The sequence below is a fragment of the Sphingomonas oleivorans genome (genome assembly GCF_003050615.1).
GTDB lineage: Bacteria > Pseudomonadota > Alphaproteobacteria > Sphingomonadales > Sphingomonadaceae > Sphingomonas_H > Sphingomonas_H oleivorans.
Window position 1 is genome coordinate 216,690 of sequence record NZ_NWBU01000009.1, and the last position, 26,480, is coordinate 243,169.

The following is a 26,480-nucleotide window of genomic DNA, read 5'->3' on the forward strand; positions in this document are numbered from 1 at the left end:
CGTTTTCCTTAGCATGGGTCATTTTCGTGGCGCGGCCTTGCGGCCGTTGCCCAGCTTCAGAGACGAGCCATGCACGGAAAATATCTTCTATCCTCCCTGGTGACGGCCGGACTGGCGCTCGGCGCCTGTTCGTCGATCGAGGATCCCACGCTTCGCGGCGCCGCGCGCGGTGCGGCGATCGGCGGCGCGGGCGGCGCCGCGGTCGGCGTGGTCGCGCCGGACATTGGCATCGGTGAAGGTGCCGCGGTCGGCGCGCTGGGCGGCGCCGCGGTCGGCGCGATCACCGCCGACAAGCGCAAATATTATCGGGATCGCGACGGCAACCGCTATTATATCGATCGCGACGGCCGGCGCGTCTATGTGCGCTAGGAAACGCGCATCGATCCGGTCTCGATGAAGCGCCGGTGCCAGGAAAGCGCGTCGTCCAGCAGCAGGGGCGATTGCTGGCCATAGGAGCCTTGGCGCGCGCGGCGGAAATAATCGGCGAGCGCGGGGCGATAGTCCGGATGCGCGCAATTTTCGATGATGAGCGTCGCGCGCTGCTTGGGCGAGAGGCCGCGCAGATCGGCCAGCCCCTGTTCGGTGACGATCACCTGCACGTCCTGCGTGATATGATCGACATGCGAGGCGAAAGGCACGATCGCGGAGATGGCGCCATTCTTCGCGGTGGACGGCGTCATGAAGATGGAAAGATAGGCGTTGCGCGCGAAATCGCCCGATCCGCCTATGCCATTCTGGATGCGCGATCCCATCACCTGCGTCGAATTGACATTGCCATATATGTCGGCCTCGATCAGCCCGTTCATCGCGATGCAGCCGAGGCGGCGGATCAGCTCGGGATGGTTGCTGATCTCCTGCGGACGGAGGATCATCTTGTTCCGGAAATCGGCCATGCGCGCGTTGAGCGCGGCGGCGGCCTCCGGGCTCAGCGAGAAGGCGGTCGCGGACGCCATGCGGAGCTTGCCGCTGGCGAGGAGATCGAGCATCCCGTCCTGGATCACCTCGGTATAGGCGGTCATATTCTCGAAGGGGCCGTCGAGCAGACCGGACAGGACGGCATTGGCGACATTGCCGACGCCCGATTGCAAGGGGAGAAGCGAGGCGGGCAGCCGACCCTTCGCCACCTCATGCCGGAAAAATTCGAGCAGATGGCCCGCAATCGCGCGCGCGGCGGCGTCCGGCGCGGCGAAGGGTGCGTTGCGATCGGGGGCGTGCGTCTCGACGATCGCGACGATCTTGTCGGGATCGCAGCGGAAGGCGGCCTCGCCGATACGATCATCGGGGCGGACGAGCGGGATCGGCCGGCGATCGGGGGGAAGCGCGGTGCCGTAATAAATGTCGTGCATCCCCTCGAGCGCCGGATTCTGCCAGCTATTGACCTCGAGGATCAGCTGACCCGCGCGATCGAGCCATGTCTTGTTGTTGCCGACCGAGGAGGAGGGGATGAGCGCGCCATCGGGCCGGATGCCGGAAATCTCGATCACGGCGGTGTCGAGCGGGCCCAGAAAACCTTGCCATGCGAGGGGCGCGACCTGGCTCAGATGCATGTCGAGATATTCCATCTCGCCCTTGTTGATCCGCTCGCGCGCGATCGGGTCGCTATTATAGGGCAGGCGGAATTCGATGCCGTCCGCCCGGGCGAGCGCGCCATCCAGCTCCGGCCCGGTGGAGGCGCCCGTCCAGACTTTCAGCCGGAAGGGATTGCCGGCGGCGCGCTCCGCCTCGATCCGCGCGGCGAGCGCGAGCGGCACCGCCTTGGGATAGCCCGATCCGGTAAAGCCGCTCATGCCGACCGTGCTGCCGCAGGGGATGAGCAGCGCCGCCTCCTCGGCGCTCATCACCTTCGCGCGCAGCGCGGCATTCCTGATCCGTTGATGATCGATCATCGTCCCCTCCCTTGTGGAATATCGTCATGCGGGCCCGCCGCGCAGCGCACAGCTCAGGGCGCGTTCGTCGCCTCCCATCCGCCGCCGAGCGCGAGGAAGATCGCGACCTGATCGCGCGCGATGCGCGTATCGATCGCGGCGAGTTGCTGATCGGCGGCGATCGCGGTGCGCTGCGCGTCGAGCGCGGTGAGAAAGCCGGTCCGCCCGGCGCGGAACAGCCGATCGGCATCCGCCGCCGCGCGCGCCGCCTCGTCCCGCGCGGCGAGCGTCGCGGCGCGTTCCTCCAGATCATGGCCATAGATGCTGAGCGCGCGCTCGGTCTCGTCCAGCGCGGTCAGCACCGCGCCGTCGAAGCGGGCAAGTGCTGCGTCGCTTTCGGCTTCCGCCCCGGCGATCCGCGCGCGGGCACGGTCGCGATTGGGAAATTCCCAGCTGATGAGCGGGCCGATCGAGAATTTGAAGGAATCGGCGCTGAGCGGATTTTCGAGGAAGCCGACCGATCCGGCCGAGGCGCCGAAGGAGATATGGGGATAGAGATCGGCGGTGGCGACGCCGATGCGCATGACGGCGGCGGCCAGCCGGCGCTCGGCGGCGCGAATATCCGGCCGGCGCTTGAGGAGCGCAGCACCGTCCCCCACCGGGATCGGGCGGGACAGGCGCGGCTCGGCCGCGCAGCGATCGACCTCGGGCGCGAAGTCGGCGGGCGGCTTGCCTGTCAGCACCGCGAGGCGGAAGGCCGCGATCCGCCGCCGCCCGGCAAGCGCAGGCAGGGTCGCCAATATCTGCTTCTCCTGCGCGCGCGAGCGGGTGGCGTCGAGCGAGGAGCCGCGTCCGCCCCGGACGAGCCGTTCGGTCAGCTCGGTGCTGCGGCGCTGCAGCTCGATCGAGCGTTCGGCAATCGCGATTTCGCGGCCGGCGGAGCAGGCGTCCAGATAGGCGCGGGTGACGTCCGCCACGATCGTCACGCGCGTCGCGTCATAGGCGGCGCGCGCCGCCTCGGTCTCGGCGCTGGAGGCAGCGATGGCGCGCTCGATCTGGCCGAACAGATCGACCTGATAGGAGATGCCGGCAGTCGCGGAATAGATGGAGACGTTGGGGATCGGCTCGCCCGGCATCACCTCCTCGATCGCGGAGGGCTTGATGTAAGCGGGGCCGCCCTGAACGCTGGTCTGAACGCGGCGTTCGTCCTCAATGCCTAAATGGGCGGCTTCGGCACGGCGGATATTGGCGGCGGCGACGCGCAGATCGCTATTGGCGGCGAGCGCCTCGCTGATCAGCCGGTCGAGCGTGGCGTCCTGATAGAGGCGCCACCAGTCGGGCGGCAGGGGCGCATCGGTGACGGGCACATGTTCGGCGCTGACGAACGCGCCGGTCGCCTTGGAGCTCTTTGGGAGTGCGCTCGCGGGGCCGTGATAGTCGGGGCCGACCGTGCCGCATCCGGCGAGCAGCAGCGCCGCAGCGCCCGCCACGATCCCGTTGCGGATCATGACTGCGTCTTTCCGGGCAGCACTTCCACGGTTGCGGTCCGCCCGGCGATCAGCCGCATGCCGGGCGGGGTCCGGTCGATGGCGATGCGCACGGGGATGCGCTGTGCCAGCCGGACCCAGCTGAAGGTGGGATTGACGTTGGCGAGGAGCGACTCGCCCTCGGCGCGCTCGCGATCCTCGATGCCGCCGGCGATGCTCTGAACATGGCCGATGATCGGCCGCTTCTCGCCCATCAGCTTCACGCGCACGGGATCGCCCATATGGATGCGCGCGATCTTCGGCTCCTCGAAATAGCCGACGATATGAATCGTCTGCGCATCGATCAGCGCGAGCACGGGATGCCCGGCGGTGGCATAGTCGCCCGGCCGGAGCACGAGATTCGCGACCCGGCCGGTGACGGTCGCGCGAACCCGGCAGCGCGCCAGATTGAGCCGGGCGACGTCCAGCGCATTGCGCGCGATGGCGAGATCGGCCTCGATCTGCTCGGCCTTGGCGCGCAGCCGCTCGGTATCCTCGGCGGCTACCAGATCGCCCAGGCCGATGCTGCGGCGGATCTCGCGGCGGACCTGCGCCAGCTCGGCGCGGGCACGGGCGATGTCCGCCTGGGCGCGGATGACGGCGAGGCGGAAGCGTTCGGGATCGACCTCGAACAGCAGGTCGCCCTTATGGACGAACTGGTCGTCCCGGACCGCGACGCGCACCACGGGCCCGGTCACGTCGGCGGCGATCTGCGCCACTTCCGCGCTGACGCGGCCGTCGCGCGTCCAGGGCTCGACCTCATAGGCGATCCACACGGCGCGCCCCACGACGATGGCGGCGAGGACGGCGGTGAGCGTCATCAGGACACGAAGAATCCGGAGCAAGGTCGGCGACATGGATCAGCCCGATATGTGGAAGATGAGGAGCACGGCGATCTGCCCCCAGAGGATCACGAACAGTGCGATATCGAACAGGCCGCGATGCCAGACGAAGCGGTAGACGCCGCATCGCGCGAGCAGCCATTGGCCCACGCGGCCGAGCAGGAAGGCGAGTATCGCCGCCACGAACAGCGTGTTCACATAGACGCCGAAAAAGTCGATCTCGGCCATCAGCCTGCACCTTTCGGCATCGCCCGATAGGCGGGGGCATCGGGGAAGAGATTGCGCCTGAGGCCGGTGAGCGCGACGAGGCCGTCGCGGCGCGCGCGCGACGCGAGTCCGGCGACATGGCCGATTGCTTCGTCGAGCATGGCAAGCAGCGCGGGATCGGAGATTTGCTGCGGCCGGCCGGGCGCCAGCCGTCCGGCGAGATGGCGCGCAATGCCGTCCAGCAGATGCGCCAGCGTGGCGCCGGCGATGGGGATCAGCATGCGAAGCTGGAGCAGCGTGACGCCCAGCCGCAGGTCGCGCAGCGGATCGACCGTCGCCAGATCGGGCGCTCCGCCTGCCGCCGCGAGGCGCGGCGCGAGCAGGCCGGTCGTGTCGATCATGCGGCTCGTCCAGCCGGCCAGGTCGGTACGGTCGCGCCGCTGGGCGATGGCGATCAGCGCCCGATCGGTGGCGCGCACCAGCCGCCGCGCCGCGCCCGCCGCGCCGACGACGCGGACGAGCCGCGTCATGACGAGCGCCACCAGCACGCCGATCGCCTGGGCGAAATTGATGTTCAGGAAGCTTTCAAATTGGCCGGCATAGGCCGGGCCGATGGCGAGCGCGCCGAGGAAGCCGATGAACATCGGCAGCGCGGTCATCATCTGTGCCGGGAGCGCGAGCAGCATGCCGAACGGCAGCAGCACCGGCGCCAGCACCAACGCGAGCATTGCGAAGCCGTCGATGTGCGGCATGACCGCGAACAGATAGAATGCCGCGAGCGGGATGGAGAGGAGCGTCATCAGGAAGAATTTGTTCTGATGGGGCGTCGGATCGTCGAGCCCGGCGAAGAGCGAACCCAGCACGCCCGCGAACATTGCGGCGATGGCGCCTTCCGGCCAGGCGGTGGCGATCCAGAAGGCGCAGCAGACGAGCACACCGGCGGCAGCGCTCATCGCCGACAGCAAGGCCATTCCGGGATCGCGATGCAATTGCCGGTCCGCGCTTTCCGGCAGGCTGGCAAGCGTCTCGTCCGCCGGCCGGCCGGGATCGTCGACATGCGCCGCCAGCGCGCGGGCGCGGGCATGCGTCCCGATCATTTCGCCGAGCCGGGTGAACAGGCTCATCAGCAGCAGATCGGACCAGGATGCGCCTTCGGGCCGGGCGGCGGCATCGGCCTCCAGCGCCTCGACGAGGCGCGCCGCGCGCGCAGCGAGCGACACCGCCTCTTCATTGGGCCGGTCGGCATCGCCCGCCCAGGCGGCGGCATCGGCGAGCAGCAGCGCTGCCGGCTCGGGCAGCGCATCGGGCCCGCCCAGCGCCTGGAGCCGATCCTCCACCGCCGTCGTCAGCGGCAGCAGCCGGACGAGCTGATCCTGAAGTGCTACCAGCAGGCGGCGGCGCGGGCGCAGATTGGCGGTGTCGAACGGCAGATGCGTCGCCATCAGGTGGATTTCGGTCGCGTCCGCAGCGAATTTCCGCCGTTCGGCGGCGATGCGCGGATGCTGCCGCCCGGACAGCGAGTCGGCGATCCAGCAATTGGCATCGGCGAGCACCCCGCGCACCCGATCGGCAAGCACCACCATCACGCTTTGCGGAAAGACGATGGTGTGGACGAGCGCAGCCGACACCACGCCGATCGCGATTTCCTGCACGCGTAATATGGCGGTGTCGAACAGCCCCTGCGGCTGCTCCACCTGGGGGAAGGCGATCAGCATCGCCGAATAGCCCGCGAGCATGAACAGATAGGATCGCGGCGTGCGATCGAGCAGCGCCACGAACAGGCACAGGCCAAGCCAGGCGGCAAGCGCGAGGCTGAGCAGCGCGGGTACATTGATCAGCGCAGGCACCAGCGTCAGCGATGCGGCCGCGCCGAGCAGCGTGCCGAGCAGCCGGTACAGCGCCTTGGAACGCAGCGCGCCGGCGAGCGGCTGGCTGGTGATATAGACGGTGATCATCGCCCAATAGGGCCGATCGAGGCCAAGGCCGAGCGACACGTACAGCGCCAGCATCGCCGCCGCGAAGCAATTGAGCGAGAAGATGCCATGGCGCAGCGCGGCGGGCATGGCTTATTGGCCGAGCGGCGTCATGTCGGCGGCGTTCAGCGCCTCCTCCATCCGCGTCAGGACGCGGATGGTCGTGTCGATATCCTCGTCGGCTATGCCGGCGAACAGCTTCTCGCGAATGACGGCCATGATCATTTCGGCCTGTTCCGCCAGCGCGCGGCCGGCGGCGGTGAGATGAAGCGTCTTGGCGCGGCCGTCGGTCGGATCGGGATGGCGTTCGATCAGGCCGCTGCGGACGAGTTGATCGAGAATGCGGGCCAGCGACGGGCCCTCCACTCCGAGCTCGTCCGCCAGCACGCCCGGTCGCGTACCGTCGCCCAGCCGCCCGAGCAGCATCACCGGCAAGGCCGTCGCCTGCGACAGGCCGAGCGGCGTCAGCGATCGATCCATATGACGGCGGTAGAGGCGCGGCAGGCGAAACAGCCGGGCAACCAGATTGCGGGTGCGATACATGTCCGCGTATTTATTAGTTAGTATGCTTGCTAAATAATCGAGCGGAGGATTTTGTCAAGCGGGTGTCGCGCACCGCGAGGAGATGCGGCATCTCGGCCCTTCCGCCTGCCGAAATGCCGGTTCCCGGTCGATGGATTGATATAGGCGAAACCTGTGCCTTTGTGCGGCCGGGAGCGGTGAAGCGCCCCCGGCCTGGCCATGTCAGAACCGATAGGTGAGGCTTGCCCGTATTATTCGACCGAAGAGCGGCCGGCCAACGCCGAAATTGCGCGTGCCGTCGGTCGTGCGGTTGTCGATGCCGATCGTCCCGCCCTCGGTCAGCGAAACCGCGTTGGTGAGATTGTTGACATGGACCTGCCCTGTCAGCCCTTCGGTGAAGTTGACGAGCGCGCCGATGTCGAACTCGGTATAGCTGGGAAAGACCGTCACATCGATGTCGCTTGCCGAAGCGAAGCGATCGCTGAAATACAGCATCTGGCCATAGATGGTCAGCGGCAGGCCCGTTGTCGGCTTGAAGTCGAAGGACGGGCGCACATTCACAAGGATTTCGGAAAGGCGCTGCGGACGACGCCCATCCGAATTGACCTCGGTGAACTCATAACCGGTGATCGTGCCCAGACTGTCGACGATCGCGCGGACATCGGTGCGCGACGTCCCCTTGAATTCGGGCTTTTGGTAGACGAAGCTTCCCTTCAGCTCGAAGCCCTCGAGAAATGTCGGGCGCAGGCCGGCCTCGAACTCGACGCCGATATTGCTCACGCCCTCGTTGAAGACCTGATCGACGATCGGGCAGTCCGCAAGATCGGAAACGCCGCTGGGCACCGCGCAGCTCGGGTCCGTGAAATCGCGATAGGCGCTGGCCCGGTCGCGTGCCGAAAAGTCGTTGTAGAAAACGGCAAGCGCTGCGTCGAATTCACGGCTGAAATAGCGTGTGCCGCCCTCGATCTGCAGGATTCGTTCGACCTGATTGAGCTCGACGGAGCCTGAAGGCGATGTCTGATTGGTCGCCGAGCCACGGAAGACGACGTCCTCCGGACTTGGCAGGCGGAAAGAGTCCGAAACCAGACCATAGATCGCGAAATTGTTGGTGAACGAATAGTTTCCGCCGATCGACCAGCCGAAAGCGTCATAGCTTTTTTCCTGGAAACGCGGATCGCCAGGCAGGTTCACGAGATTGTCGGCGAGCGTGTCTTCGGTGCTGCCGGGCTCCACATCCGATGGCGTGAGGTTCCGCCGAAGTTCGAGCGGCTGGGTCACGACGTCGACATCCAGCTTCTGCCAGCGCACGCCCATATCGATCTTCAGGCGATTGTCGAACAGCTCCCAATGATCGAGCGCATAGAGCGCATATCCCCGGAACGCTGCGTCCGAATTCTGGCCGAAGAGCGATGGCACCAGCACGCCGCGATCGGTGAGCGAGGGACCGACCTGCTGGCCGTTCGCGTCCACCGCGATCAGATCGATAAGACGGGCGTTTTCGCTTACGTCGCTGACGAGCAGCGCCGCCTGAAAATTCATGTCGTAATTATAGTTGCTGACATAGCCGCCGAGCGTCAGATCGTGCTTGCCGGCAAGGTTAAGCGACTTCTGGATGCGGAAATCGCCGGAAAAGCTGTCGGCTTCCACCGTCGTGATGAACGGGACGGGGAGGTTCAGATATTGTGCATCAGTTACTTCCTTGCCCGTATCGAGATAGTTGGCCTGAACACGGTCGTAGTTCGCAAATTGCTGGACGAACTGCGCCAAGGTGCTCGCGGGCAGGTTGGCTCCGCAGTTGCTCTGATTGATGCCGCTGAAATAGCCGGTGAGCCGCACATCATCGAGATCGCAATTCTGCGCTGCGACGAAAGCGGGATTGTTGATCTCGTTGTTCGCGCGCTGCGAGAGAAAGCGCTCGCGCTCCACGGCCGGATCCACGAAGATCGCGTTGAAGCCGCTGACCCCGGTCGTGTAGCGAAGGCCCGCGCCGAATTTCCACCCCGAATCGAGCTCCTTGCTGAACTTGATGGTGGAGATATCGAACTCGGGATTGATCCCGTCGGCGATGTCGACCGACTTGCGACCATTCTGGTCCAGCAGCTCGAAATAGCGCAGCCCCGGCGACGTCAGCGCGCCGTCGCGGAAGTTGATCCCCACGCTCTGGATATTGTCCTGGTCGATGATCGTCGGATTTTCCGGCGTGCCGCGCTGCGAGATCGCCGGGATGGTGAAGGGAATATTCTGATAGAAAGCAGTCTTGTCGCGCAGGATCAGGGCGTGCGTCTCGATGACCGTGGATTCATCATCGCTCTTGTAGACGAGGTTCCCACGGATCTGGCCACCATTGTCGGCAGTGAAGCCGACGTCGCGCATGCCATTTGAGATGCGATAGAAACCGCCCAGCGCGAAGGTCAGATTCTTGTTGATCGGCCCCGATACGAACGCCTCGTTTCGGACCAGCCCATAATCGCTGAGCTCGATCTTATAGCCGCCTTCAAACTCCTGCTTGCCGGTGCGGGTGATGTAGTTCACGACCGCGCCGAGGCCGTTCGAGTAGAGGATGCCGCCGGGGCCGCCCTTGATGGCTTCGACGCGCTCCGTCATCAGATCGACCCGGATGAACACGTCGTTGTTCATGAACGGCGTTTCCGGATCCTCGAACGTCGGAAGCCCGTCGATCAACTGCGGCGCATAGCGATAGCCGCCCGTGACGGGCAGGCCGCGCACCGTGATATTGTTGCTCGCCTCGCCCGCCGTGCCCCCTTCGGGAAACAGGCCGGGAATATTGCCGAGCAGATCGGCCGTGCTCGCCGGCGCCAGGATCTGAATGTCTTCGGCGCCGATGGTGTTGATCGAGAAGGTCGCGTCGAGCTTGCGCGTATTTTCGGTAACGCCGGTAACGACGATCTACGCGACATCGTCGGGATTTTGTTCCGCGGCGTCCCGCTCGGCCTGAGCGCCTTGTGGCGCCGCATCCTGCGCCATGACGGGCGAGGCTATCAAGGCCGTCGCGCACGCGAAGATCGAGATATTCTGCCGCAACAGGGCAATGCCCGAAGTCCGGGAAATCATCCTATTCTCCTCCCTATCATGCGCCTTGGGGCGCTTATTTTGTCGCTTCGCCGGCCGGACGCCGTACGATGACGACGCTAGGGCGGTTGATCCGATTGTATCGGATCAACCGCCCTAAACCCTTGTTTTGCTGCGATTTCAGAGCCGTCAGATCTGAGTCTGTATGACTAGAAATCGTTTTACGCTTTTGGGCTGACTTTATGATTTTAGCGGCGTGCGAGACGGCTGGAATCGGCGCCGGCATCGGCGAGAGTCCAGGCGTCGAGCGTACGGATGGTGGCGGTGCCATTGCGGGCGACGGCCGACCAGGAGAGCGGGCCGCCGCCACGATAGAAGCGGTCGGTAATTGTCTGTGTGCCATCATTGACGAACAGCTCGATGATCGACTGATCGACGAAGATGCGCAGCTTCAGTCGGCCGGTACGAAGGTCGACGGGGGCGACGTGCCGGTTCGGGAAACCATCGTGGAAATGCGGGCCCGAGCGCGTCCGGTCGATGAAGACCTCGTTCACCGTAGGATTGACGCCGATCAGCGTCTCATAGCCCTGGCCGTCGGTGAGGACGAAGCTGAGCTGATCCGCCGTGCCGGTGTCGATATCGAGGTCGAGCTCGACCGCGCCTCCCTCGACGCCATGGGGGGCGAGCACCACCGGCTGTTCGCCCAGACGGAGGTTGGAGGTCGTCCGGTGGTTCGAACGCAGCCCCGCAAGCTCGCGCACCGGCGCCTGGGCGATGCGATAGCCCTCCGCCGTCTTGCGCAGTGCCACGGTGCGCGGCAGCGACATCGCCCCGCGCGACGGATAGGTCGGAATGGACTCGGCATAGCGCCAGTCATTCGCCCAGCCGATCCAGATGCGGCGCGGATCGCTCTTGGGCAGGTCGTTCCACGAAACGGCGGCGTAGAAATCCGCGCCATAGTCCATCCATGCCGGCGCCTCGCCCCAGCTCGGATCGGGCGTGAAGCGGGTGCCGTCGAAATCGCCGACGAAATATTGGCCGCCCGAGCCGCCACCGACCGCATTGTCGCCAAGATTGACGCTCAGCACCCAGCGCGTCTCGCCCGGCCGCCCCTCGACCGGCAGCTCGAACAGATCGGGGCATTCCCAATTCTTGCCCTGTGCGCCAGCCGGGCCGAAATGGCTGGCGAGCATCCAGCTCTTGAGGTCGGGCGAGGTGTAGAGGGCGACCCTGTTCTCCGCCGCCATCACCACCACCATCACCCAGCGTTTGGTGGGGGCATGCCAGAAGACCTTGGGATCGCGGAATTCGGTGGAGTCGATGTCGAGCACGGGTCCGGTGCCGTAGCGTGTCCAGCTCCGCCCCTTGTCATTGCTGTAGGCGAGGAACTGCGCCTGCGATCCCGTGCGCGGATCATGGCCGGTATAGACCGCGATCAGCGGCGGGCGGCCGCCCTTTCCGAGCCCGCTGCTGTTCTTCCAGTCGATCACCGCGCTGCCCGAAAAGGCCATGACGTCGGTCTCGGGGATGGCGACCGGCAGCTCCTGCCAATGGACGAGGTCGCGGCTGACCGCATGGCCCCAGCTCATATGGCCCCAGCGGTCGCCATGGGGATTATATTGGTAGAAGAGGTGATATTCCCCTTCATAATAGACCAGGCCGTTCGGGTCGTTCAGCCAGTTGCGCGCCGGCGTGAAATGATATTGGGGGCGATGAACGTCGCCCGCAGGCGTTCGAGCCGGGGCGGAGGGGCTTGCCGCCGCGAGCGGCATGGTCGCCATCATCGCGACAGCGATCGCGGCCAGGGCCGCGCCCATGGGACATTTCCTGCTCATATGGTCGCAGCTCCCCGCGTTTCGTCGGCCCGGCGGGGGCCGAAGCCGAGATCCATATCCTCGAGCGCGATGCCGTTGGTTTCGGGCATCATCTTCCAGACGAACAGCAGCTGCAGCAGCATCATCGTGCCGAAGAAGACGAAGACATAGCCGCCGAGGCTGGTCGCGAAGACGGGGAAGGTCCAGGTGATCGCCGCCGCCATCACCCAATGGGTGGTGCTGCCGAGCGCCTGCCCCTTGCCACGCACGGCGCTGGGGAAGACCTCCGAGATGAACACCCAGATCACCGCGCCCTGCGAAATGGCGAAAGCGGCGATGAAGCCGAGCAGGCCCAGCAGCACGGCCGTGCCGTCCGGGCGATCGCTCGAAAGCTGGGCTGCAACCAGGAACAGCGCGGCCGCCGTAGCGACCGAGCCGAAATAGAGCAGCGGCTTGCGGCCGAAGCGATCGATCAGGAACAGCGCGAGGATGGTGAAGACGAGATTCGTGCCGCCGACCGCCACCGCCTGGAGCAGCGCGCTGTCGGCGCCGGCACCGCCCAGCTCGAAGATGCGCGGCGCATAATAAAGCAGCGCATTGATGCCCGAAAGTTGGTTGAACATCGCGATGGCGATCGCGCAGGCCACCGGCAGCGCATGTTTGCGCTCGAACAGGCGCGGCGCGACGGCGCCGGCCTCGCGCGCGGCCGCGGCCTGCATGTGGCGCACCTCCTCCTCGGGCGCGGGAAAGCCCAGCCGCGTCATGACCGCACGCGCCGCATCCAAGCGGCCATTCTGAACCAGCCAGCGGGGGCTGTCGGGCAGGAGGAGCGTGACGACGAGGAACAGGAAGGAGGGGATGGCGACGATGCCGAGCATCCACCGCCACGCCACGTCCGCCGGCGCCAGTCGCGCGATGATGAGGTTGGAAAGGAAGGCGATCAGGATGCCGAGCACGATGTTGAGCTGGTTGAGCGCAACCAGCCGGCCGCGGAAATGGGCAGGCGAGACCTCGGCGATATAGATTGGCGTGACGACCGACGCCGCGCCGATCGCGAGCCCGCCCAGGAAGCGGAACAGCAGCAGGCTCGACCAGCTCCCCGCCAGGCCGCTGCCGAGCGAGGACAGGACATAGAAGAGCGCGACCGTCAGCAGCATCGGCTTGCGGCCGAAGCGGTCGGCCGGCCAGCCGGCGACGAGCGAGCCCAGCACCGTGCCGATCAGCGCCGACGCCACGGTGAAGCCGAGTGCGGCATCGCTCAGCCCGAACCGCGCCTGCAGGGCGGAGGTGGTGCCGGAGATGACGGCGGTGTCGAATCCGAACAACAGCCCGCCCAGCGCAGCACCTGCCGCGCTCAGGATCATGGCGAGCGTTACCGGGGTTGCATCATGGGATCGCTCACGCATCGGCCGCGCCTTCCAGAAAGGAGGCCGGAAGGGTGAGGCGCTTCCGCGCCCCGGCCATCGGCAGGGCAAGCGCCGAAACGGACATGCAGCCGCATGCTTTCAGGGTCATATTCTTCCTCTCCTGCGCGCAATCGCGCTTATTCTTTTCGCCATCTATGTGGCGTGAACTAAATCTATTGAAGTGACTTAGTCGGGTCAACAGTCCTAAGCGCGCGCTCGGCGGCCCTTAAGGCGAAGGATCGTCAAGGCGTGGATAAGGCTTTGGGGCCCGTCCAAGGGAATCGACCCTCTATTGCGACAGGCCGTGCAATCCGGGCCCGCTCCTGGGCAAAAAACCGTCCCTATTTCCCATGGCCGGTCAAGGCGCATCAATCCTCTGCGCCCTTCAGAAGCGAGCCGAGATTGGGCGAGAAAGCGGCATGGAGCGGCAGCAGGCCGGCGCCGACCGCAGGTGCGATCTCGCCCATCCTGCCGCGCAGCAGGACGGGTTCGAAGAAATCGCGTGGCGCATCGCGCCTGATCCGCTGCCGGAGCACCTCGATCAGCCTGTCGATCACCGCATCGGGGAGCGCACCGTTCAGCACGATCGCATCGAGATCGAGCAGGCTGTTGGCACCGATGACGGCAAAGGCGAGCGCGTCCGCGCATTCCTCGATCCAGACCTGCGCCATGTTGGGATGTCCTTCGAGAAATTCCACCATCGAGGGTGAGGCGCCATCCCGCAACGGAGCATCGCGCAGCAAGGATTCGAAGCGGTAAAGCGACGCGCGATGGAGCAGATAATCATGGCCTTTCCCGCCCCTGCCCGGCACCGGCATTGAGGCGAGCGCTGCGGCATTGCCGTGCCGGCCGGTCTGGATCTGGCCTCCCAGGATGAGACCGCCGCCGACGAACGTTCCGAGATGGCAGTAGAGATAATTGTTCAGGCTCAGCCCAACCCCGCACAGCAATTCGGCCAGGGCGCCGGCATTGCCGTCATTCTCGAAGAAGATCGGGCAATCGAGCCCGGAGCGAAATGTCTCCTCGACATCGGCTTGCTGCCATTCGCGCGCCTGCTCGGCGGAGATGCCGATCTCCTTCTGCCACTCGCCGAGGAACCAGGGCATGGCGATGCCGATGCCGAGAAAGGATGCGCGCTGCGACGCGGTGAGCGACGAGAGCTGGGCCTCCGCGAAGCCGCGCACTTCGGCGATGATCGTCGCGAGCTTGGGGAAGGCCATTGCCCGGCCATGGGTGGCCAGCACAACGCCGTCGAAGTTCAGCAGCACCGCCGTCAGCCTGTGCCGGCCGATCTCGACCCCGATCGTATAGCCGTTTTCGCCATTGATCTTGTAGATGACGGACGGTTGGCCGAGGCCGCCCATCCGCTTGCCTGCGCGGAGCAGAAGGCCGTCTCTTTCGAGATCCTCGACGATCCGCACCATCGCCTGCGGCGACAGGCCGGTGCTTTTGGACAGATCGGCCTTGGAGGCCCCGTTCAGCCGGCGGATCGTCGCAAGAACGAGCCGCTCATTGTAACGGCGCACGCCGTTCGCATTACTGCCGCGCTGCAAGGCCGGACCCAGCGCGACAGGCCGCTCCTCCCCGAATCATAATCGCCCCCGACATATCCATCCCCACCTATTTTGCTCGACTTCCGCCGCTATTCGGGGGGTCTTGTCAATATTTGCTGGAGTTGGGACGCTGCCAGGGGGAGAGGAGGGGGCACCTGACCCGCTTAAAGGGGGCGCCTGTCGGAATTTCCCGGGAGGTCGCAGTTTTCGCCTTCACGTGCAGTTCGACGAAGGCAAACTTCGAGGTCCGGCCGATCGCGACCAACATGTATAGCTTGCCCTGTTCGGTCCGGACCCCGGCAATGTCGATATGGAAATAGCCGATTGGATAGGCCCGGAACTTGCTTCGCTTCGGCTTGTCGCCTTCGACATTCGGCAAGCGCGAGATGTCATGGCGCTGGAAGCAGCGGTGCAGCGTCGACCGTGTCAGTAAGCGGGGGCGATCAATGCCGATCGCCCCTTATCCGATCAGGCTTCGACGGGGTCAGCCTTTTTCGCCCGGCCCTTCCGCGTCGCCTTCACGGGCTTTGCGGGCTCCGGAGCCGCCTTGGGCTTGCGGCCGAGACCGATCTTGTGCGCCAGTTCCTTGCGCTGCGCGGCATAGTTGGGCGCGACCATCGGATAATCGGACGGCAGGTTCCAATAAGCGCGATATTCGGCCGGCGTCATATTGTGATGCGTGGCGAGATGACGCTTCAGCATCTTGAGCTTCTTACCCGTGAACAGATCGACGATATAGTCGGGCTTCACGGACGCACGGATTGAGACGGCCGGCTCCGGCTTTTCCACCACGCTTTCCGCGGCGGGTGCGTCAAGTCCAGCCAGTGCATCATGGACGTTCTGGATCAGCGACGGTACGTCAGCGACGGCAACGCTGTTGTGCGAGACGTGCGCGGAAACGATATCCGCGACCAATTCAACCAGAGAGTTTTGATACACATCAGTCATTTCACGAACCCCTATTGCTCAAAAATGGGTTCTGCCATACGCAAATGCGCGTGAATAACAACCTTCCTCAATCACATTCGTTTCTTGTTCGCAAGATTGTCGGTGGCAACGCTCATTATAGTGGTTCCAGCCACCGTTAGGCCAGCCAAAAGCTGATCAGAGCTCTCGCTACCCCGAAGCCATGACTATGTCACGGCCAAGATGATTTGCTCCTGGCAGAACGATTTCCCGCTGCCCCCTGACATAGACTCTATATTCCTGCCGAATATTCCTGCCGAGCCTCGACGGGCCACAGGCAGGGCTATCGCATATCCCTTGCTCAAGGGCTGTCATGCTATGCGCCGCGCATGAGCGGACGAGAACTGAGCCTGGCCGTTGTCGGTGTTGCCTTCCTGAACAAGGACGGAAGCAATCGGCAGTTCGAGGTGGCTATGTGTAGCCCGGGTGAGCGCGTCTATCTGGTGCCCGAGCCTAAGAACCCCGTCGATCCGTCGGCTGTGGCGGTCATCAGCGAACGCGGAATTCAGATCGGCTATCTGAGCGCCGAGCGCTGTGGGTGGATTGGCGGCAAGATCGCGCAGGGGATGGATATGCGCGCCGTCTTTCAGGAAGCCGGGCGGACGAATGCCGTGATTCGGGTAAATCTCGGGGGCGAGGAGCCGACTCTGCCTCACCCCAGGTCATCGGCTCCGCCGCCGAGCGGTGACGACTTCTATCCCGACTATATTCCGCCGGATGATTGGGAAGCTTGAGACTCGGGCGCTGCGGCAACGGAATGTCCGCGAACGTCCCTGAATATGCACCGCTGCTCAGGAGCGCTTATTACCGATCCATTACCGAAATTCGGGAACGCAGTGACGCTAATATCAGCTAAGTCACTGAAAACGCTTGGTGACCCCAACGGGACTCGAACCCGTGTTTTCGCCGTGAAAGGGCGACGTCCTAGACCGCTAGACGATGGGGCCATCGGCGGTGCGCGCCGGATAGGGGAGCGGGGGCGCCGGGTCAAGGCGCTCAAGACAAGTTTATGTCAATCGGCCCAGGCGGCGTCCTCGAGATGCAGTTCGGCGGCCGGGCGGCTGCCCCAATCGTCGATCCGCGCGCGGCCCGCCACCCAGAGATGGCGGCCCGGCCCCGCGCCGAGCAGCGCTTGGCCCAGCGGACTTTCGGCCTGGCGGAAGGCGATCGTCTTGATCGAGCGACCGTCGCGCCCGGCGACGATCGCGCGGACATGGCCGTTGCCGACAATATCCGCCTTGATCACGCGCACCGGCCCGGCGGCGACGCGCGGCGCGGGCCAGCCGGCGCCATAGGGGCCGCCCGCCTCCAGCGCCTCGACCAGCGAGGGGCCGACCCCGCCCGGCGCGAGCACCGCATCAAGCAGCAGCGCCCGATCGTCACGGGCGCGGGCGACATCGGCGGCCAGCCGCGTATCGAGAAAGTCGGCGAGCGCCTCGATCTGTTCGGCCGCGACCGTCAGCCCCGCCGCCATGGCATGGCCGCCGCCCGCGACGAGCAGCCCCATATCCTTGGCGGCGAGCACCGCCGCGCCGAGATCGACGCCGCCGATCGAGCGGCCCGAGCCCTTGCCCACGCCCTGCTCGTCGAGCGCGACCACGATCGCGGGGCGGGCGAGCTTTTCCTTCAAGCGGCCGGCGACGATGCCGATCACGCCGGGATGCCAGCCGGCGCCGGAAACCAGTATGACGGCGCGATTGCCCTGGGTGGCGGCGGCCGCTTCGGCTGCTTCGGTCACGGCGGCCTCGATCGCGCGGCGCTCCTCATTGAGCCGGTCGAGCTCGCCGGCGATGGCGCGGGCTTCGTCCGGATCCTCGGTGGTGAGCAGGCGCACGCCGAGATCGGACTTGCCGACACGCCCGCCGGCATTGATCCTGGGCCCGAGCGCGAAGCCCAGATCGGTGCAGGTCGGCGCGCGTTCCAGCCGGGCGGCCTCGATCAGCGCGGCCAGGCCGATATTGCGGCGGCCGGCCATCACCTTCAGCCCCTGCGCCACGAAGGCGCGGTTGAGCCCACGGAGCGCGGCCACGTCGGCGACCGTGCCGAGCGCCACTATATCCAGCAGCTCGATCAGCTTCGGCTCCGCCCGGCGCGCGAAATGGCCGCGCGCGCGCAGCTCGCGGAGCAGCGCCGCGCCGAGCAGGAAGGCGACGCCGACCGCGGCGAGATGGCCGTGCGCGGTGCCTTCCTCCTCGTCGAGTCGATTGGGATTTACCAGCGCGAGGGCAGGGGGCAGGGCGGCGGTGCATTTATGATGATCGACGACGATCACATCGACGCCTTCAGCGCGGGCCATTTCCAGCGCCTCGAACGCCTGCGCGCCGCAATCGACCGTGACGATCAGCCGCGCGCCGCCGCGCGCGATGCGGACCAGCGCCTCGCCCGAGGGGCCATATCCCTCCATCAGCCGATCGGGGATATAGGCCTGGGGGGCGAGGCCGAGATCGCGCAGCAGGCGGATCAGCAGCGCCGCCGAGGTGGCGCCATCCACGTCATAATCGCCGAAGATGGTGACGGGCTCGCGCGCTACCACCGCATCGGCGAGCCGCTGGGCGGCCTTGTCCATGTCGCGAAAGATGGAGGGATCGGGCATGAACGCCCGGATGGTGGGCTGGCGATGGCTCTCCACCGCGTCGCGCGGGCAGCCGCGCGCGAGCAGCAGCTGGCTTATCAGATCGTCGGGCTGGAAGCCTTCGTCGCGCGTGTCGGTGGCGGTGCCGCGCCAATGCCAGGGCTGGCCGAGGATCGAGCGGGTGACGCCGCAGACGGGGAAGTTCATCCGCTCTTCATAGGCCATCGGGGCGCAAAGAGGAATCGCCTGAATGGGCCCCGGTCTCCCCTGGGTAGGCGAGGGAGCGGGGCCCTTCGGAGCCGCGATCAGATGTCGGACTTGCCCGTGCGATGCTCGCCCTTCACCCAGCGCACCGTGCCTGAACTCGCGCGCATCACCACGCTTTCGGTGGTGAGATAGCCGTTCTTGTGGCGCTTGACGCCCTTCAGCAGCGAGCCGTCGGTCACGCCCGTGGCGGCGAAGATGGCATCGCCCTTCACCAGCTCGTCGAGCTGGTAGATATGGTCGAGATCGTTGACGCCCCAGCGGGCGGCACGCGCGCGCTCGTCATCGTTGCGGAACAGGAGCCGGCCCTGGAACTGGCCGCCGACGCAGCGCAGTGCCGCCGCCGCGAGCACGCCTTCCGGCGCGCCGCCCTGACCCATATAGATGTCGATCGTCGTTTCCGGATCGGTGACCGCGATCACGCCGGCCACGTCGCCGTCCGGGATCAGCACGATGCCGCAGCCGAGCGAGCGGAGCTCCGCGATCAGTTTCTCATGGCGCGGGCGATCGAGCACGCAGGCGATGATCTCGCTGGGCTTCACTCCCTTGGCGGCGGCGAGCGCGCGGACATTGTCGCTCGGGCTCTGCTCCAGGCTGACGAGGCCGGGTTCGTAGCCAGGGCCGATGGCGAGCTTGTCCATATAGACGTCGGGCGCGTTGAGGAGGCAGCCTTCCTCCGCGATGGCGAGCACGGCGAGCGCGTTGGGCCCCGCCTTCGCGGTGATCGTGGTGCCTTCCAGCGGATCGAGCGCAATGTCGATCTTCGGGCCAGCGCCCTGCGCCGAGCCGACCTTCTCTCCGATGAAGAGCATCGGCGCCTCGTCGCGCTCGCCTTCGCCGATCACGACGGTGCCGTCGAAGGCGAGGCCGTTGAAGGCCGCGCGCATCGCCTCGACCGCGGCGGCATCGGCGGCCTTCTCGTCACCCCGGCCGACGAGGGTGGAGGCCGCGATCGCTGCGGCTTCGGTGACGCGCACCATTTCTAGAACCAGTACCCGATCGAGCGCTTTGCTTGCCTGTACCATGCTATGCCTCTTCCTTGTGCCCGGGTTATGCCATGGCGATAGGTGAGCCGCATGACGTTGTCGAGAATGGCCGCAGCATTTCTCCTCTTCGCACCCGCCTCGACGACGATCGAAACACCGCCTTCCCCGCCGCCCGACGCCGATCGGGCAATGGCATCCTACCGCCCCTGATGACGCGCATTCCCGATCCCTCCTGCGATGCGCGGGGGGAGGGAAGCGAGATCGTCGTCTGTGGTGGCCAAGAGCGGCGGCAGCGGGCGGAACAACGCCGCCAGCGCCTGACATTGCCGGGCGAACGCGGTCCGCGCGAGGGGCCGCGCCAGGCGCTCGGGGAGCTGAATCAGGATCCGGGCGAGCCCTGTCCGATCCGTGGCTGCTCCACGGGAATCGACTTTCAGGCGATCGGAAATGCGATCGAGGCGATCTTTGGCTCCGACGATTGAGGCGGCGGCCGAAGCCCGATTCCCTAGGCAAAATTCCCGGAGCGATTGTCGGCCCCGGGAATTGGCGGCTCACACGTCCAATATATGCATCAGCATGGGCTTGCCGATCAGGCTCTGCGAGCCCTGCAGGCGGGCGAGCGCGTCGGTCACGCTGCTTTCCGGGCACTCATGCGTCACCATGACGAGCAGCACGCTGCCGTCGGCAGCAGCGCCGCGCTGAATCAGGCTTTCGATCGACACGCCGGCATCGCGCATCGCCGCGGTGATCTCGGCGAGAACGCCGGGCCGGTCGGCGACGGTGAAGCGCAGATAGGCGCGGCCATTGCGTTCGCCGGCGGGCGCCGGGGCGAGCCGGGCAAGGCTGGCGACGGGCATGGCGAAGGCGGGGCCATATTCGCCGCGCGCAATATCCACCAGATCGGCGACGACGGCGGACGCGGTCGGCCCCTCGCCCGCGCCCCGGCCCTGGAAGATCAGCCGGCCGACATAATTGCCCTCGGCCACCACGGCATTGAGCGAGCCCACCACATGGGCCAGCGGATGGCCGATCGGCACCAGGCAGGGATGGACGCGCTGGAACAGTCCCTTCGGCCCTGCCTCGCCGAAGCCGACGAGTCGCACGCGGAAGCCGAGTGCTGCCGCCTCGGCAATGTCGGCGGCGATGATGTGGCGGATGCCGGTGATCGCGACCGCATCGAAATCGATCGTCGTGCCGAAGGCGAGGCTGGCGAGGATCGACAGCTTGTGCGCGGCATCCACCCCATCGATGTCGAAGCTGGGATCGGCCTCGGCATAGCCAAGCGCCTGCGCCTCGGCGAGCACGTCGGCAAAGTCGCGCCCCGCTTCCTCCATCGCGGTCAGGATATAATTGCAGGTGCCGTTGAGAATGCCATAGACATGGCCGATCTCGTTCGCGGCGGCGCCTTCGCGCAGGCCCTTGATCACCGGAATGCCGCCAGCCACGGCCGCTTCATATTTGAGCGCGGCGCCCGTTTTCTCGGCGGTGGCGGCGAGTTCCAGCCCATGATGCGCGATCATCGCCTTGTTCGCCGTGACGAAGGCCTTGCCGTTGGTGAGCGCCGCGCGGGCGATCGTCAGCGCGGGGCCGTCTGAACCGCCGATCAGCTCGACCACCGCGTCCACATCGTCGCGATGCGAAAGCTCGCCCGCATCATCGACCCAGGCGAAGCGGGAAAGATCGACGCCGCGGTCGCGCGTGCGGTCGCGCGCGGAGACGGCGATAATCTCGATCGGCCGGCCGGCACGGCGCTCGATCAGCGCAGCATTTTCGCCGAGGAGCTTGATCACGCCAGCGCCTACCGTGCCCAGGCCGGCCAGCGCGATCTTCAGAGGCTGCGTCATCGAAACTCCTTCCCCAACATGTGGCGGGGAGCCTCCTAGAGGGAGGGACGGCGCTTGAGAACCTCGTTTGATGCGGGACGGCGTGCTTTCCGGTGATCGTTGCACGCGCAGAATATCCTGCCCGGCGGGACGCTCCACCGCATCCGGCGGAACGGGACTGTCCGGCCCTTGTTCTCCTTCCGGCTCTTCCGGCCCCTTTTTCCCCGGATGAGCCCGACCAGGAGGAGTGGACGAGATGCCGAACCAGAAGCAAGGTGGCCAAGGCGGCCAGCAGGGTGGCCAAGGCCGCGGCCAGGGCAGTGCCGACCAGCAGCGCGACAGCCAGCAGCGCACCGACCGGCAGCAGCAGGCACAGCGCGACCAGCAGCAGCGTGACCAGCAACAGCGTGACCAGCAGCAGGGCGACCGCAGTCGCGGCCAGATGGATCGCGATGAGGAGGACAAAGGCGGAGGCAGTCGCAACCGCTGAGCCACGGCCACCTAAACATATCAGACATGATGGAAGGGGTCGCCGAGGCGGCCCCTTTTCCTATGCTCTTCCCGTCCGCCGATATGCGGGGCGGGCGTTCGGCGGCTATCGGAGGCGGGGCAGCCGGCTGTCCGGACAGCCCCGCTCCTTCATCCCTGGATCAATGCTGCAGCTCGGCGGGCACCTTGCCTCCATTTTCGGCGAGTTTGCGCATCACCTGCTTGTGCAGCCAGATGTTCATCGTCGCACTGTCATTGGTGTCGCCGGTATAGCCCAGCTCGCGGGCGAGATCTGTCCGGTTGGCGCGGCTGGAATCGAGGCCGAGCAGCGTCATCAGATCGACGATCGAAACGCGCCAATTGCTGGGGCGGCCGCTCTTGGCGGCAAGCTCGGTCAGGATGGCCTCGACATCGACCGGCTGGGCCGGCGTGGGCTGGGCAGGGGCAGGTGCGGGCCGGGGTGCGGCGGCCTGGCCGGCGGGGGCTGCTTGCGGCTTGGGGGCGGGTTGGGCGGGCGCCTTGGCCTTGCCGAAAATGGCGTCCTTGATCGTTCCGAAGATGTTCATGGCGGGATTCCTCCTTCGGGCTTCGGTTCGTGGGTGGGCAACGAATGGGGCGCGTACGGGATGCATGACCGGGCAACTCCGCGCTGCGCTAAGGGTTTTCACGGAGACGGGGGCGAGAAGATGGGTTGGAGAGGGATGATGGACGACATGGAACAGAACCCTCCCACCGGACAGCGGCCGCCCGGAACGAGCATCGCCCGCGAGCGGGAGATCGACCCGGGCGCTACCAATCGCGGCCAATGGCCCGGCGAGGTGGGCGGCATGGTGACGGGCAGCGGCGCGGGTGCTGGCGGCGGCGGCGCCCCGGAGGATTATGACGAGGATCCGGCGGCCGGCGGCGGCAAGGTCGAGCTGGTCAGCGCGCCGCATGGGCCCATGACGGGCGCCGACGCCCCGGAGCATGGGAGTCGCTAACCGGAGCGGAGCAGGCGGGCGCGGGGTCGATCCCCCGCGTCCGCCCGCATGCCCGCCGGATCAGTGCGTCGCGGCGAGCGAATGTTTGAGCGCGCTCGCCTCGTCATGGCCCCTCTTCACCGAGGTGAACGTCTCGCGGATGACGGCCCTGGTCTCGGGCGACAGGTCGGTATCGGCCAGCGCCTCCTCGAACTTGCGCTTGATATGGTCCTCGCCGCGCTCGACCTCGTCAACGATCGCCTTCTCGTCCGATCCGGTGACGGCGTCCTTGAGGTTGAGGAAAACGCGATGCGCGGCACCGAGCGCGGTGCCGCTATTTTCCGGCTCGCCGCCCAGCCGACTCACCTCCGCCTGCAGCCTTGTGGCGACCTCCACCCGCTCGGCGGCGCGCGCGGTGAAGATCGTGGCGAAGCGGCCGCTGCCTACATCCTTGGCGGCCTCGCGATAGCCGTCGATGCTGTCGAAGGTGGTCGCGATCAGCGAATTGAGCACGCGGATGTCGTGGTCCTTGCCTAGCATGATGGAGCTCCTTGCTCATTGGAGGGGGACTGTTCGAACGAGCGGCGTAGCCGAGGGTTGCCCGCCGCGGCACAGCCGGCCTTGTCCCGTGCCCGGCCGGTCCGTTCGACACGCGGACCGGCGATATGGCGGGCGATGGCGACGAAAAGTCGCAAAAAGCCATGCTCCGGAGCCAGCGCGGGGAGCGTGGCCGGGGGCGGCTTGCAGTCGCTGATATTGCGCGATCGGTTCGGAGGCTTGCCCTCACCCTGCCCTCTCCCCCGAGGGGAGAGGGTTATTCGGCCGCGACCTTTGCCGTTCCGCTCTTTTCCAGCAGCGGCTTGAGATAGTAGCCGGTATAGCTGCGGGGTTCCTTCGCCACCTGCTCGGGCGTGCCGGTGGCGACGATCTCGCCGCCCTTGTCGCCGCCCTCGGGGCCAAGGTCGATCAGCCAGTCGGCGGTCTTGATGACCTCCAGATTATGCTCGATCACGACCACCGTATTGCCCTGCTCGACGAGGGCGTGGAGCACTTCGAGGAGCTTGCGCACATCCTCGAAATGAAGGCCGGTGGTGGGCTCGTCGAGAATATAGAGAGTGTTGCCGGTGGCTCTGCGGCTGAGTTCCTTGGCGAGCTTGACGCGCTGCGCCTCGCCGCCCGACAGCGTCGTCGCCTGCTGGCCGACCTTGACATAGCCCAAGCCCACTTCGGCGAGCATCGCCATCTTGTCGCGGATGGGGGGCACGGCCTTGAAGAATTCGACCGCGTCCTCGACTGTCATGTCGAGCACGTCGGCGATCGACTTGTCGCGGAACTTCACCTCCAGCGTCTCGCGATTGTAGCGCGCGCCGTGGCAGACGTCGCAGGTGACATAGACGTCGGGCAGGAAGTGCATCTCGATCTTGAGCACGCCATCGCCCTGGCAGGCTTCGCAGCGACCGCCCTTGACGTTGAAGCTGAAGCGGCCGGGCTTGTAGCCGCGCGCCTGCGCCTCGGGCAGGCCCGCGAACCAGTCGCGGATGTTGGTGAAGGCGCCGGTATAGGTGGCGGGGTTGGAGCGGGGCGTGCGGCCGATCGGGGATTGATCGATGTCGATCACCTTGTCGAGATGCTGCAGCCCCTCGATCTTCTCATGATGGCCGGCGAGCATGCGCGCGCCGTTCAGCTGACGCGCGGCGGTGGCGAAGAGCGTGTCGATGGTGAAGGTCGACTTGCCCGATCCCGAGACGCCGGTGATGCAGGTGAAGGTGCCGAGCGGGATGCTGGCGGTGACATTCTTGAGATTGTTGGCGGTGGCGCCGCGCACCATGAGCTTCTTGCCATTGCCCTTGCGGCGCTTCGCAGGCACGGCGACCTCGCGCTGGCCGGACAGATATTGGCCGGTGAGGCTGTCCTCATTGGCGAGGATGTCGGCGAGCGTGCCCTCGGCGATGATCCGGCCGCCATGGACGCCCGCGCCCGGCCCCATGTCGATGATATGGTCGGCGGTGCGGATCGCATCCTCGTCATGCTCGACGACGATCACCGTGTTGCCGAGATCGCGCAGGCGTTTCAAGGTGACGATGAGGCGGTCATTGTCGCGCTGGTGAAGGCCGATCGAGGGCTCGTCGAGAACGTAGAGCACGCCTGAGAGGCCCGAGCCGATCTGGCTGGCGAGACGGATGCGCTGGCTCTCGCCGCCCGACAGCGTACCCGAGGTGCGGTCGAGATTGAGATAGTCGAGCCCGACATTGTCGAGGAAGCCGAGGCGCTCGACGATTTCCTTGAGGATGCGTTCGGCGATCGCCTTCTGCTGGTCGTTCAAATGATTGGGCATGTCGCGGAAGAAGGCCAAAGCGGGGCCGACCGCGCGGCGCGTCGACATGCTGATATCCTCGCCCGCAATCTTGACCGCGAGCGCCTCGGGCTTGAGGCGCGCGCCCCGGCAGACCTCGCAGGGAGCGGCGGACTGATATTTGGCCAGCTCCTCGCGCATCCAGGCGGATTCGGTGGAGGCCATGCGGCGATCGAGATTGCCGATCACGCCCTCGAAGGGCTTGTTGACTTCGTAGCTCTTCTTGCCGTCGATGAATTTGAGGATGATCGGCTTGCCCTTGGTGCCGTGGAGCACCGCGTCCTGCGCTTCGTCCGGAAGCTCGTTCCAGGGGGTGGCGAGATCGAAGCCATAATGTTTCGCGACCGAGGCGAGCACCTGCATATAATAAGGGCTGGGCGGGTTGGACTTTGCCCAGGGCACGACCGCGCCGGCCTTGATCGACAGCTGCTCGTTGGGGACGACGAGGCGCGGATCGAAATAGAGCTTCTCGCCCAGGCCGTCGCAGGCGGGGCAGGCGCCCTGCGGCGCGTTGAAGGAGAAGAGGCGCGGCTCGATCTCGGCGATGGTGAAGCCCGAGACGGGGCAGGCGAACTTCTCCGAGAAGGTGATGCGCTCGCCATCGACGACATCGACATAGGCAAGGCCGTCGGTGAGCTTGAGCGCGGTCTCGAAGCTTTGCGCGAGGCGCGTCTCTATGCCTTCGCGGACGACGAGGCGGTCGATGACGACCTCGATGTCATGCTTATATTTCTTGTCGAGGGCGGGAGCCTCCTCGATTTCATGCATCTCGCCATCGATGCGGACGCGGGTGAAGCCGGCCTTCTGCCATTCGGCCAGCTCCTTGCGATATTCGCCCTTGCGGCCGCGTACCGTGGGGGCGAGCAGATAGAAGCGCGTGCCTTCGGGGAGCTGCATCACCCGATCGACCATCTGGCTGACCGTCTGGGCGGAGATGGGCAGGCCCGTGGCGGGGCTGTAGGGCACGCCGACGCGCGCCCAGAGCAGGCGCATATAATCATAGATCTCGGTGACGGTGGCGACCGTCGAGCGCGGATTGCGCGAGGTCGTCTTCTGCTCGATCGAGATTGCGGGCGAGAGGCCCTCGATATGATCGACGTCAGGCTTCTGCATCAGCTCGAGAAACTGGCGCGCATAGGCCGAGAGCGACTCGACATAGCGGCGCTGCCCTTCGGCATAGATTGTGTCGAAGGCGAGGCTCGACTTGCCCGATCCCGAAAGACCCGTGATGACGACGAGCCTGTCGCGCGGAATATCGACGTCCACGCCCTTGAGATTATGTTCGCGCGCGCCGCGGACGGAGATGTTGGTCAGCATCTTCGAGCAAGTT

Annotated in this window: 23 protein-coding genes, 1 tRNA gene and 1 pseudogene; 5 read left to right on the top strand and 20 right to left on the bottom strand. The window is 66.0% G+C overall.

All coding sequences use genetic code 11. From position 1 onward, the window contains the following. The first annotated feature begins 69 nt into the window (after positions 1-69). Positions 70-369 (top strand): hypothetical protein, encoded by a 300-nt coding sequence (locus CLG96_RS10865; RefSeq protein WP_107967898.1) that lies wholly within the window; start codon positions 70-72, stop codon positions 367-369. Here CLG96_RS10865 and CLG96_RS10870 read toward each other — a convergent pair. The 13 genes and pseudogenes from CLG96_RS10870 to CLG96_RS10925 form a co-directional block, all read right to left on the bottom strand. Then, positions 366-1,886: an acetyl-CoA hydrolase/transferase family protein gene (locus tag CLG96_RS10870; protein ID WP_107967899.1), complete on the bottom strand. Its 1,521-nt coding sequence runs from the start codon at positions 1,884-1,886 to the stop codon at positions 366-368. The genes CLG96_RS10865 and CLG96_RS10870 overlap by 4 nt on opposite strands. 53 nt (positions 1,887-1,939) lie before the next feature. Continuing rightward, positions 1,940-3,373 (bottom strand): efflux transporter outer membrane subunit, encoded by a 1,434-nt coding sequence (locus CLG96_RS10875; protein ID WP_107967900.1) that lies wholly within the window; start codon positions 3,371-3,373, stop codon positions 1,940-1,942. Next, complete coding sequence (locus CLG96_RS10880) at positions 3,370-4,248, bottom strand: efflux RND transporter periplasmic adaptor subunit (protein ID WP_107967901.1); 879 nt, start codon at positions 4,246-4,248, stop codon at positions 3,370-3,372. Before CLG96_RS10880 ends, CLG96_RS10875 begins: the two co-directional genes overlap by 4 nt. A gap of 3 nt (positions 4,249-4,251) precedes the next feature. Then, entirely contained in the window at positions 4,252-4,461 is a 210-nt protein-coding gene (locus CLG96_RS10885) for a DUF1656 domain-containing protein (protein WP_207796662.1), read from the bottom strand. Next, positions 4,461-6,503 (bottom strand): FUSC family protein, encoded by a 2,043-nt coding sequence (locus CLG96_RS10890; protein WP_107967903.1) that lies wholly within the window; start codon positions 6,501-6,503, stop codon positions 4,461-4,463. Before CLG96_RS10890 ends, CLG96_RS10885 begins: the two co-directional genes overlap by 1 nt. 3 nt (positions 6,504-6,506) lie before the next feature. After that, a complete protein-coding gene (locus CLG96_RS10895) occupies positions 6,507-6,956 on the bottom strand; it encodes a MarR family winged helix-turn-helix transcriptional regulator (protein WP_107967904.1) in 450 nt (149 codons plus the stop codon). A gap of 201 nt (positions 6,957-7,157) precedes the next feature. Continuing rightward, positions 7,158-9,842 (bottom strand): TonB-dependent receptor, encoded by a 2,685-nt coding sequence (locus CLG96_RS10900; RefSeq protein WP_279330653.1) that lies wholly within the window; start codon positions 9,840-9,842, stop codon positions 7,158-7,160. Next, the gene (locus CLG96_RS18760) at positions 9,843-10,007 is read right to left on the bottom strand and encodes a hypothetical protein (RefSeq protein ID WP_165799621.1); all 165 of its coding nucleotides are present in this window, start codon (positions 10,005-10,007) and stop codon (positions 9,843-9,845) included. It abuts the gene before it with no gap. A gap of 206 nt (positions 10,008-10,213) precedes the next feature. Next, positions 10,214-11,782 carry a glycoside hydrolase family 32 protein gene (locus tag CLG96_RS10905; RefSeq protein WP_243395735.1) on the bottom strand — a complete coding sequence of 523 codons (1,569 nt, stop codon included), beginning with the start codon at positions 11,780-11,782 and terminating at the stop codon, positions 10,214-10,216. Positions 11,783-11,796: 14 nt separating this feature from the next. Then, positions 11,797-13,185, bottom strand: a complete 1,389-nt coding sequence (locus CLG96_RS10910) for a sugar porter family MFS transporter (protein ID WP_207796663.1) — start codon at positions 13,183-13,185, stop codon at positions 11,797-11,799. 368 nt (positions 13,186-13,553) lie between these two features. Then, a complete protein-coding gene (locus CLG96_RS10915) occupies positions 13,554-14,711 on the bottom strand; it encodes an ROK family transcriptional regulator (RefSeq protein ID WP_243395736.1) in 1,158 nt (385 codons plus the stop codon). 235 nt (positions 14,712-14,946) lie between these two features. Next, positions 14,947-15,168, bottom strand: a pseudogene (locus CLG96_RS10920) (IS481 family transposase); the annotation flags it as partial. Between the two features lie 38 nt (positions 15,169-15,206). Beyond that, the gene (locus CLG96_RS10925; RefSeq protein ID WP_107967908.1) at positions 15,207-15,686 is read right to left on the bottom strand and encodes a Ros/MucR family transcriptional regulator; all 480 of its coding nucleotides are present in this window, start codon (positions 15,684-15,686) and stop codon (positions 15,207-15,209) included. A 347-nt stretch (positions 15,687-16,033) separates the two neighbouring features. Between CLG96_RS10925 and CLG96_RS10930 the strand changes: the two genes are divergently transcribed. Beyond that, positions 16,034-16,438, top strand: a complete 405-nt coding sequence (locus CLG96_RS10930; protein ID WP_107967909.1) for an HIRAN domain-containing protein — start codon at positions 16,034-16,036, stop codon at positions 16,436-16,438. A gap of 137 nt (positions 16,439-16,575) precedes the next feature. On the opposite strand, the gene CLG96_RS10935 is transcribed toward CLG96_RS10930, so the two are convergent. The 3 genes from CLG96_RS10935 to glpX form a co-directional block, all read right to left on the bottom strand. Then, a tRNA-Glu gene (locus CLG96_RS10935) sits at positions 16,576-16,651 on the bottom strand. A 65-nt stretch (positions 16,652-16,716) separates the two neighbouring features. Next, positions 16,717-18,483, bottom strand: a complete 1,767-nt coding sequence (gene recJ / locus CLG96_RS10940; protein WP_107968106.1) for a single-stranded-DNA-specific exonuclease RecJ — start codon at positions 18,481-18,483, stop codon at positions 16,717-16,719. A 98-nt stretch (positions 18,484-18,581) separates the two neighbouring features. Further along, entirely contained in the window at positions 18,582-19,565 is a 984-nt protein-coding gene (glpX, locus tag CLG96_RS10945) for a class II fructose-bisphosphatase (protein ID WP_107967911.1), read from the bottom strand. Positions 19,566-19,597: 32 nt separating this feature from the next. On the opposite strand from glpX, the gene CLG96_RS10950 reads away from it, so the two are divergent. Beyond that, positions 19,598-20,008 carry a hypothetical protein gene (locus tag CLG96_RS10950; RefSeq protein WP_107967912.1) on the top strand — a complete coding sequence of 137 codons (411 nt, stop codon included), beginning with the start codon at positions 19,598-19,600 and terminating at the stop codon, positions 20,006-20,008. A gap of 69 nt (positions 20,009-20,077) precedes the next feature. Here CLG96_RS10950 and CLG96_RS10955 read toward each other — a convergent pair whose 3' ends face one another. Beyond that, complete coding sequence (locus CLG96_RS10955; protein WP_107967914.1) at positions 20,078-21,370, bottom strand: homoserine dehydrogenase; 1,293 nt, start codon at positions 21,368-21,370, stop codon at positions 20,078-20,080. Positions 21,371-21,605: 235 nt separating this feature from the next. Between CLG96_RS10955 and CLG96_RS18765 the strand changes: the two genes are divergently transcribed. Then, positions 21,606-21,839, top strand: a complete 234-nt coding sequence (locus CLG96_RS18765; RefSeq protein WP_165799622.1) for a hypothetical protein — start codon at positions 21,606-21,608, stop codon at positions 21,837-21,839. 160 nt (positions 21,840-21,999) lie between these two features. On the opposite strand, the gene CLG96_RS10965 is transcribed toward CLG96_RS18765, so the two are convergent. Beyond that, complete coding sequence (locus CLG96_RS10965) at positions 22,000-22,404, bottom strand: DUF3597 domain-containing protein (protein WP_107967917.1); 405 nt, start codon at positions 22,402-22,404, stop codon at positions 22,000-22,002. A gap of 147 nt (positions 22,405-22,551) precedes the next feature. Between CLG96_RS10965 and CLG96_RS10970 the strand changes: the two genes are divergently transcribed. Next, positions 22,552-22,818 (top strand): hypothetical protein, encoded by a 267-nt coding sequence (locus CLG96_RS10970; RefSeq protein ID WP_133175390.1) that lies wholly within the window; start codon positions 22,552-22,554, stop codon positions 22,816-22,818. Positions 22,819-22,878: 60 nt separating this feature from the next. On the opposite strand, the gene CLG96_RS10975 is transcribed toward CLG96_RS10970, so the two are convergent. Then, positions 22,879-23,337, bottom strand: a complete 459-nt coding sequence (locus CLG96_RS10975; RefSeq protein WP_107967921.1) for a PA2169 family four-helix-bundle protein — start codon at positions 23,335-23,337, stop codon at positions 22,879-22,881. 274 nt (positions 23,338-23,611) lie between these two features. Continuing rightward, positions 23,612-26,467, bottom strand: a complete 2,856-nt coding sequence (uvrA, locus tag CLG96_RS10980; RefSeq protein WP_107967922.1) for an excinuclease ABC subunit UvrA — start codon at positions 26,465-26,467, stop codon at positions 23,612-23,614. Positions 26,468-26,480: the final 13 nt, after the last annotated feature.

Excerpts from the sequence above, each read along its gene's own strand:
- CLG96_RS18765 (WP_165799622.1), top strand. The coding sequence starts at position 21,606 with ATGCCGAACCAGAAGCAAGGTGGCCAAGGCGGCCAGCAGGGTGGCCAA.
- CLG96_RS10910 (WP_207796663.1), bottom strand. The coding sequence starts at position 13,185 with ATGCGTGAGCGATCCCATGATGCAACCCCGGTAACGCTCGCCATGATC.
- CLG96_RS10970 (WP_133175390.1), top strand. The coding sequence starts at position 22,552 with ATGGAACAGAACCCTCCCACCGGACAGCGGCCGCCCGGAACGAGCATC.
- CLG96_RS10925 (WP_107967908.1), bottom strand. The coding sequence starts at position 15,686 with ATGACTGATGTGTATCAAAACTCTCTGGTTGAATTGGTCGCGGATATC.
- CLG96_RS10975 (WP_107967921.1), bottom strand. The coding sequence starts at position 23,337 with ATGCTAGGCAAGGACCACGACATCCGCGTGCTCAATTCGCTGATCGCG.
- CLG96_RS10950 (WP_107967912.1), top strand. The coding sequence starts at position 19,598 with ATGGCGATAGGTGAGCCGCATGACGTTGTCGAGAATGGCCGCAGCATT.
- CLG96_RS10890 (WP_107967903.1), bottom strand. The coding sequence starts at position 6,503 with ATGCCCGCCGCGCTGCGCCATGGCATCTTCTCGCTCAATTGCTTCGCG.
- glpX (WP_107967911.1), bottom strand. The coding sequence starts at position 19,565 with ATGGTACAGGCAAGCAAAGCGCTCGATCGGGTACTGGTTCTAGAAATG.
- CLG96_RS10880 (WP_107967901.1), bottom strand. The coding sequence starts at position 4,248 with ATGTCGCCGACCTTGCTCCGGATTCTTCGTGTCCTGATGACGCTCACC.
- CLG96_RS10930 (WP_107967909.1), top strand. The coding sequence starts at position 16,034 with ATGAGCGGACGAGAACTGAGCCTGGCCGTTGTCGGTGTTGCCTTCCTG.
- CLG96_RS10965 (WP_107967917.1), bottom strand. The coding sequence starts at position 22,404 with ATGAACATCTTCGGAACGATCAAGGACGCCATTTTCGGCAAGGCCAAG.
- CLG96_RS10870 (WP_107967899.1), bottom strand. The coding sequence starts at position 1,886 with ATGATCGATCATCAACGGATCAGGAATGCCGCGCTGCGCGCGAAGGTG.
- CLG96_RS10875 (WP_107967900.1), bottom strand. The coding sequence starts at position 3,373 with ATGATCCGCAACGGGATCGTGGCGGGCGCTGCGGCGCTGCTGCTCGCC.
- recJ (WP_107968106.1), bottom strand. The coding sequence starts at position 18,483 with ATGAACTTCCCCGTCTGCGGCGTCACCCGCTCGATCCTCGGCCAGCCC.
- CLG96_RS10865 (WP_107967898.1), top strand. The coding sequence starts at position 70 with ATGCACGGAAAATATCTTCTATCCTCCCTGGTGACGGCCGGACTGGCG.
- CLG96_RS10955 (WP_107967914.1), bottom strand. The coding sequence starts at position 21,370 with ATGACGCAGCCTCTGAAGATCGCGCTGGCCGGCCTGGGCACGGTAGGC.
- CLG96_RS10885 (WP_207796662.1), bottom strand. The coding sequence starts at position 4,461 with ATGGCCGAGATCGACTTTTTCGGCGTCTATGTGAACACGCTGTTCGTG.
- uvrA (WP_107967922.1), bottom strand. The coding sequence starts at position 26,467 with ATGCTGACCAACATCTCCGTCCGCGGCGCGCGCGAACATAATCTCAAG.
- CLG96_RS10895 (WP_107967904.1), bottom strand. The coding sequence starts at position 6,956 with ATGTATCGCACCCGCAATCTGGTTGCCCGGCTGTTTCGCCTGCCGCGC.
- CLG96_RS18760 (WP_165799621.1), bottom strand. The coding sequence starts at position 10,007 with ATGATTTCCCGGACTTCGGGCATTGCCCTGTTGCGGCAGAATATCTCG.
- CLG96_RS10905 (WP_243395735.1), bottom strand. The coding sequence starts at position 11,782 with ATGGGCGCGGCCCTGGCCGCGATCGCTGTCGCGATGATGGCGACCATG.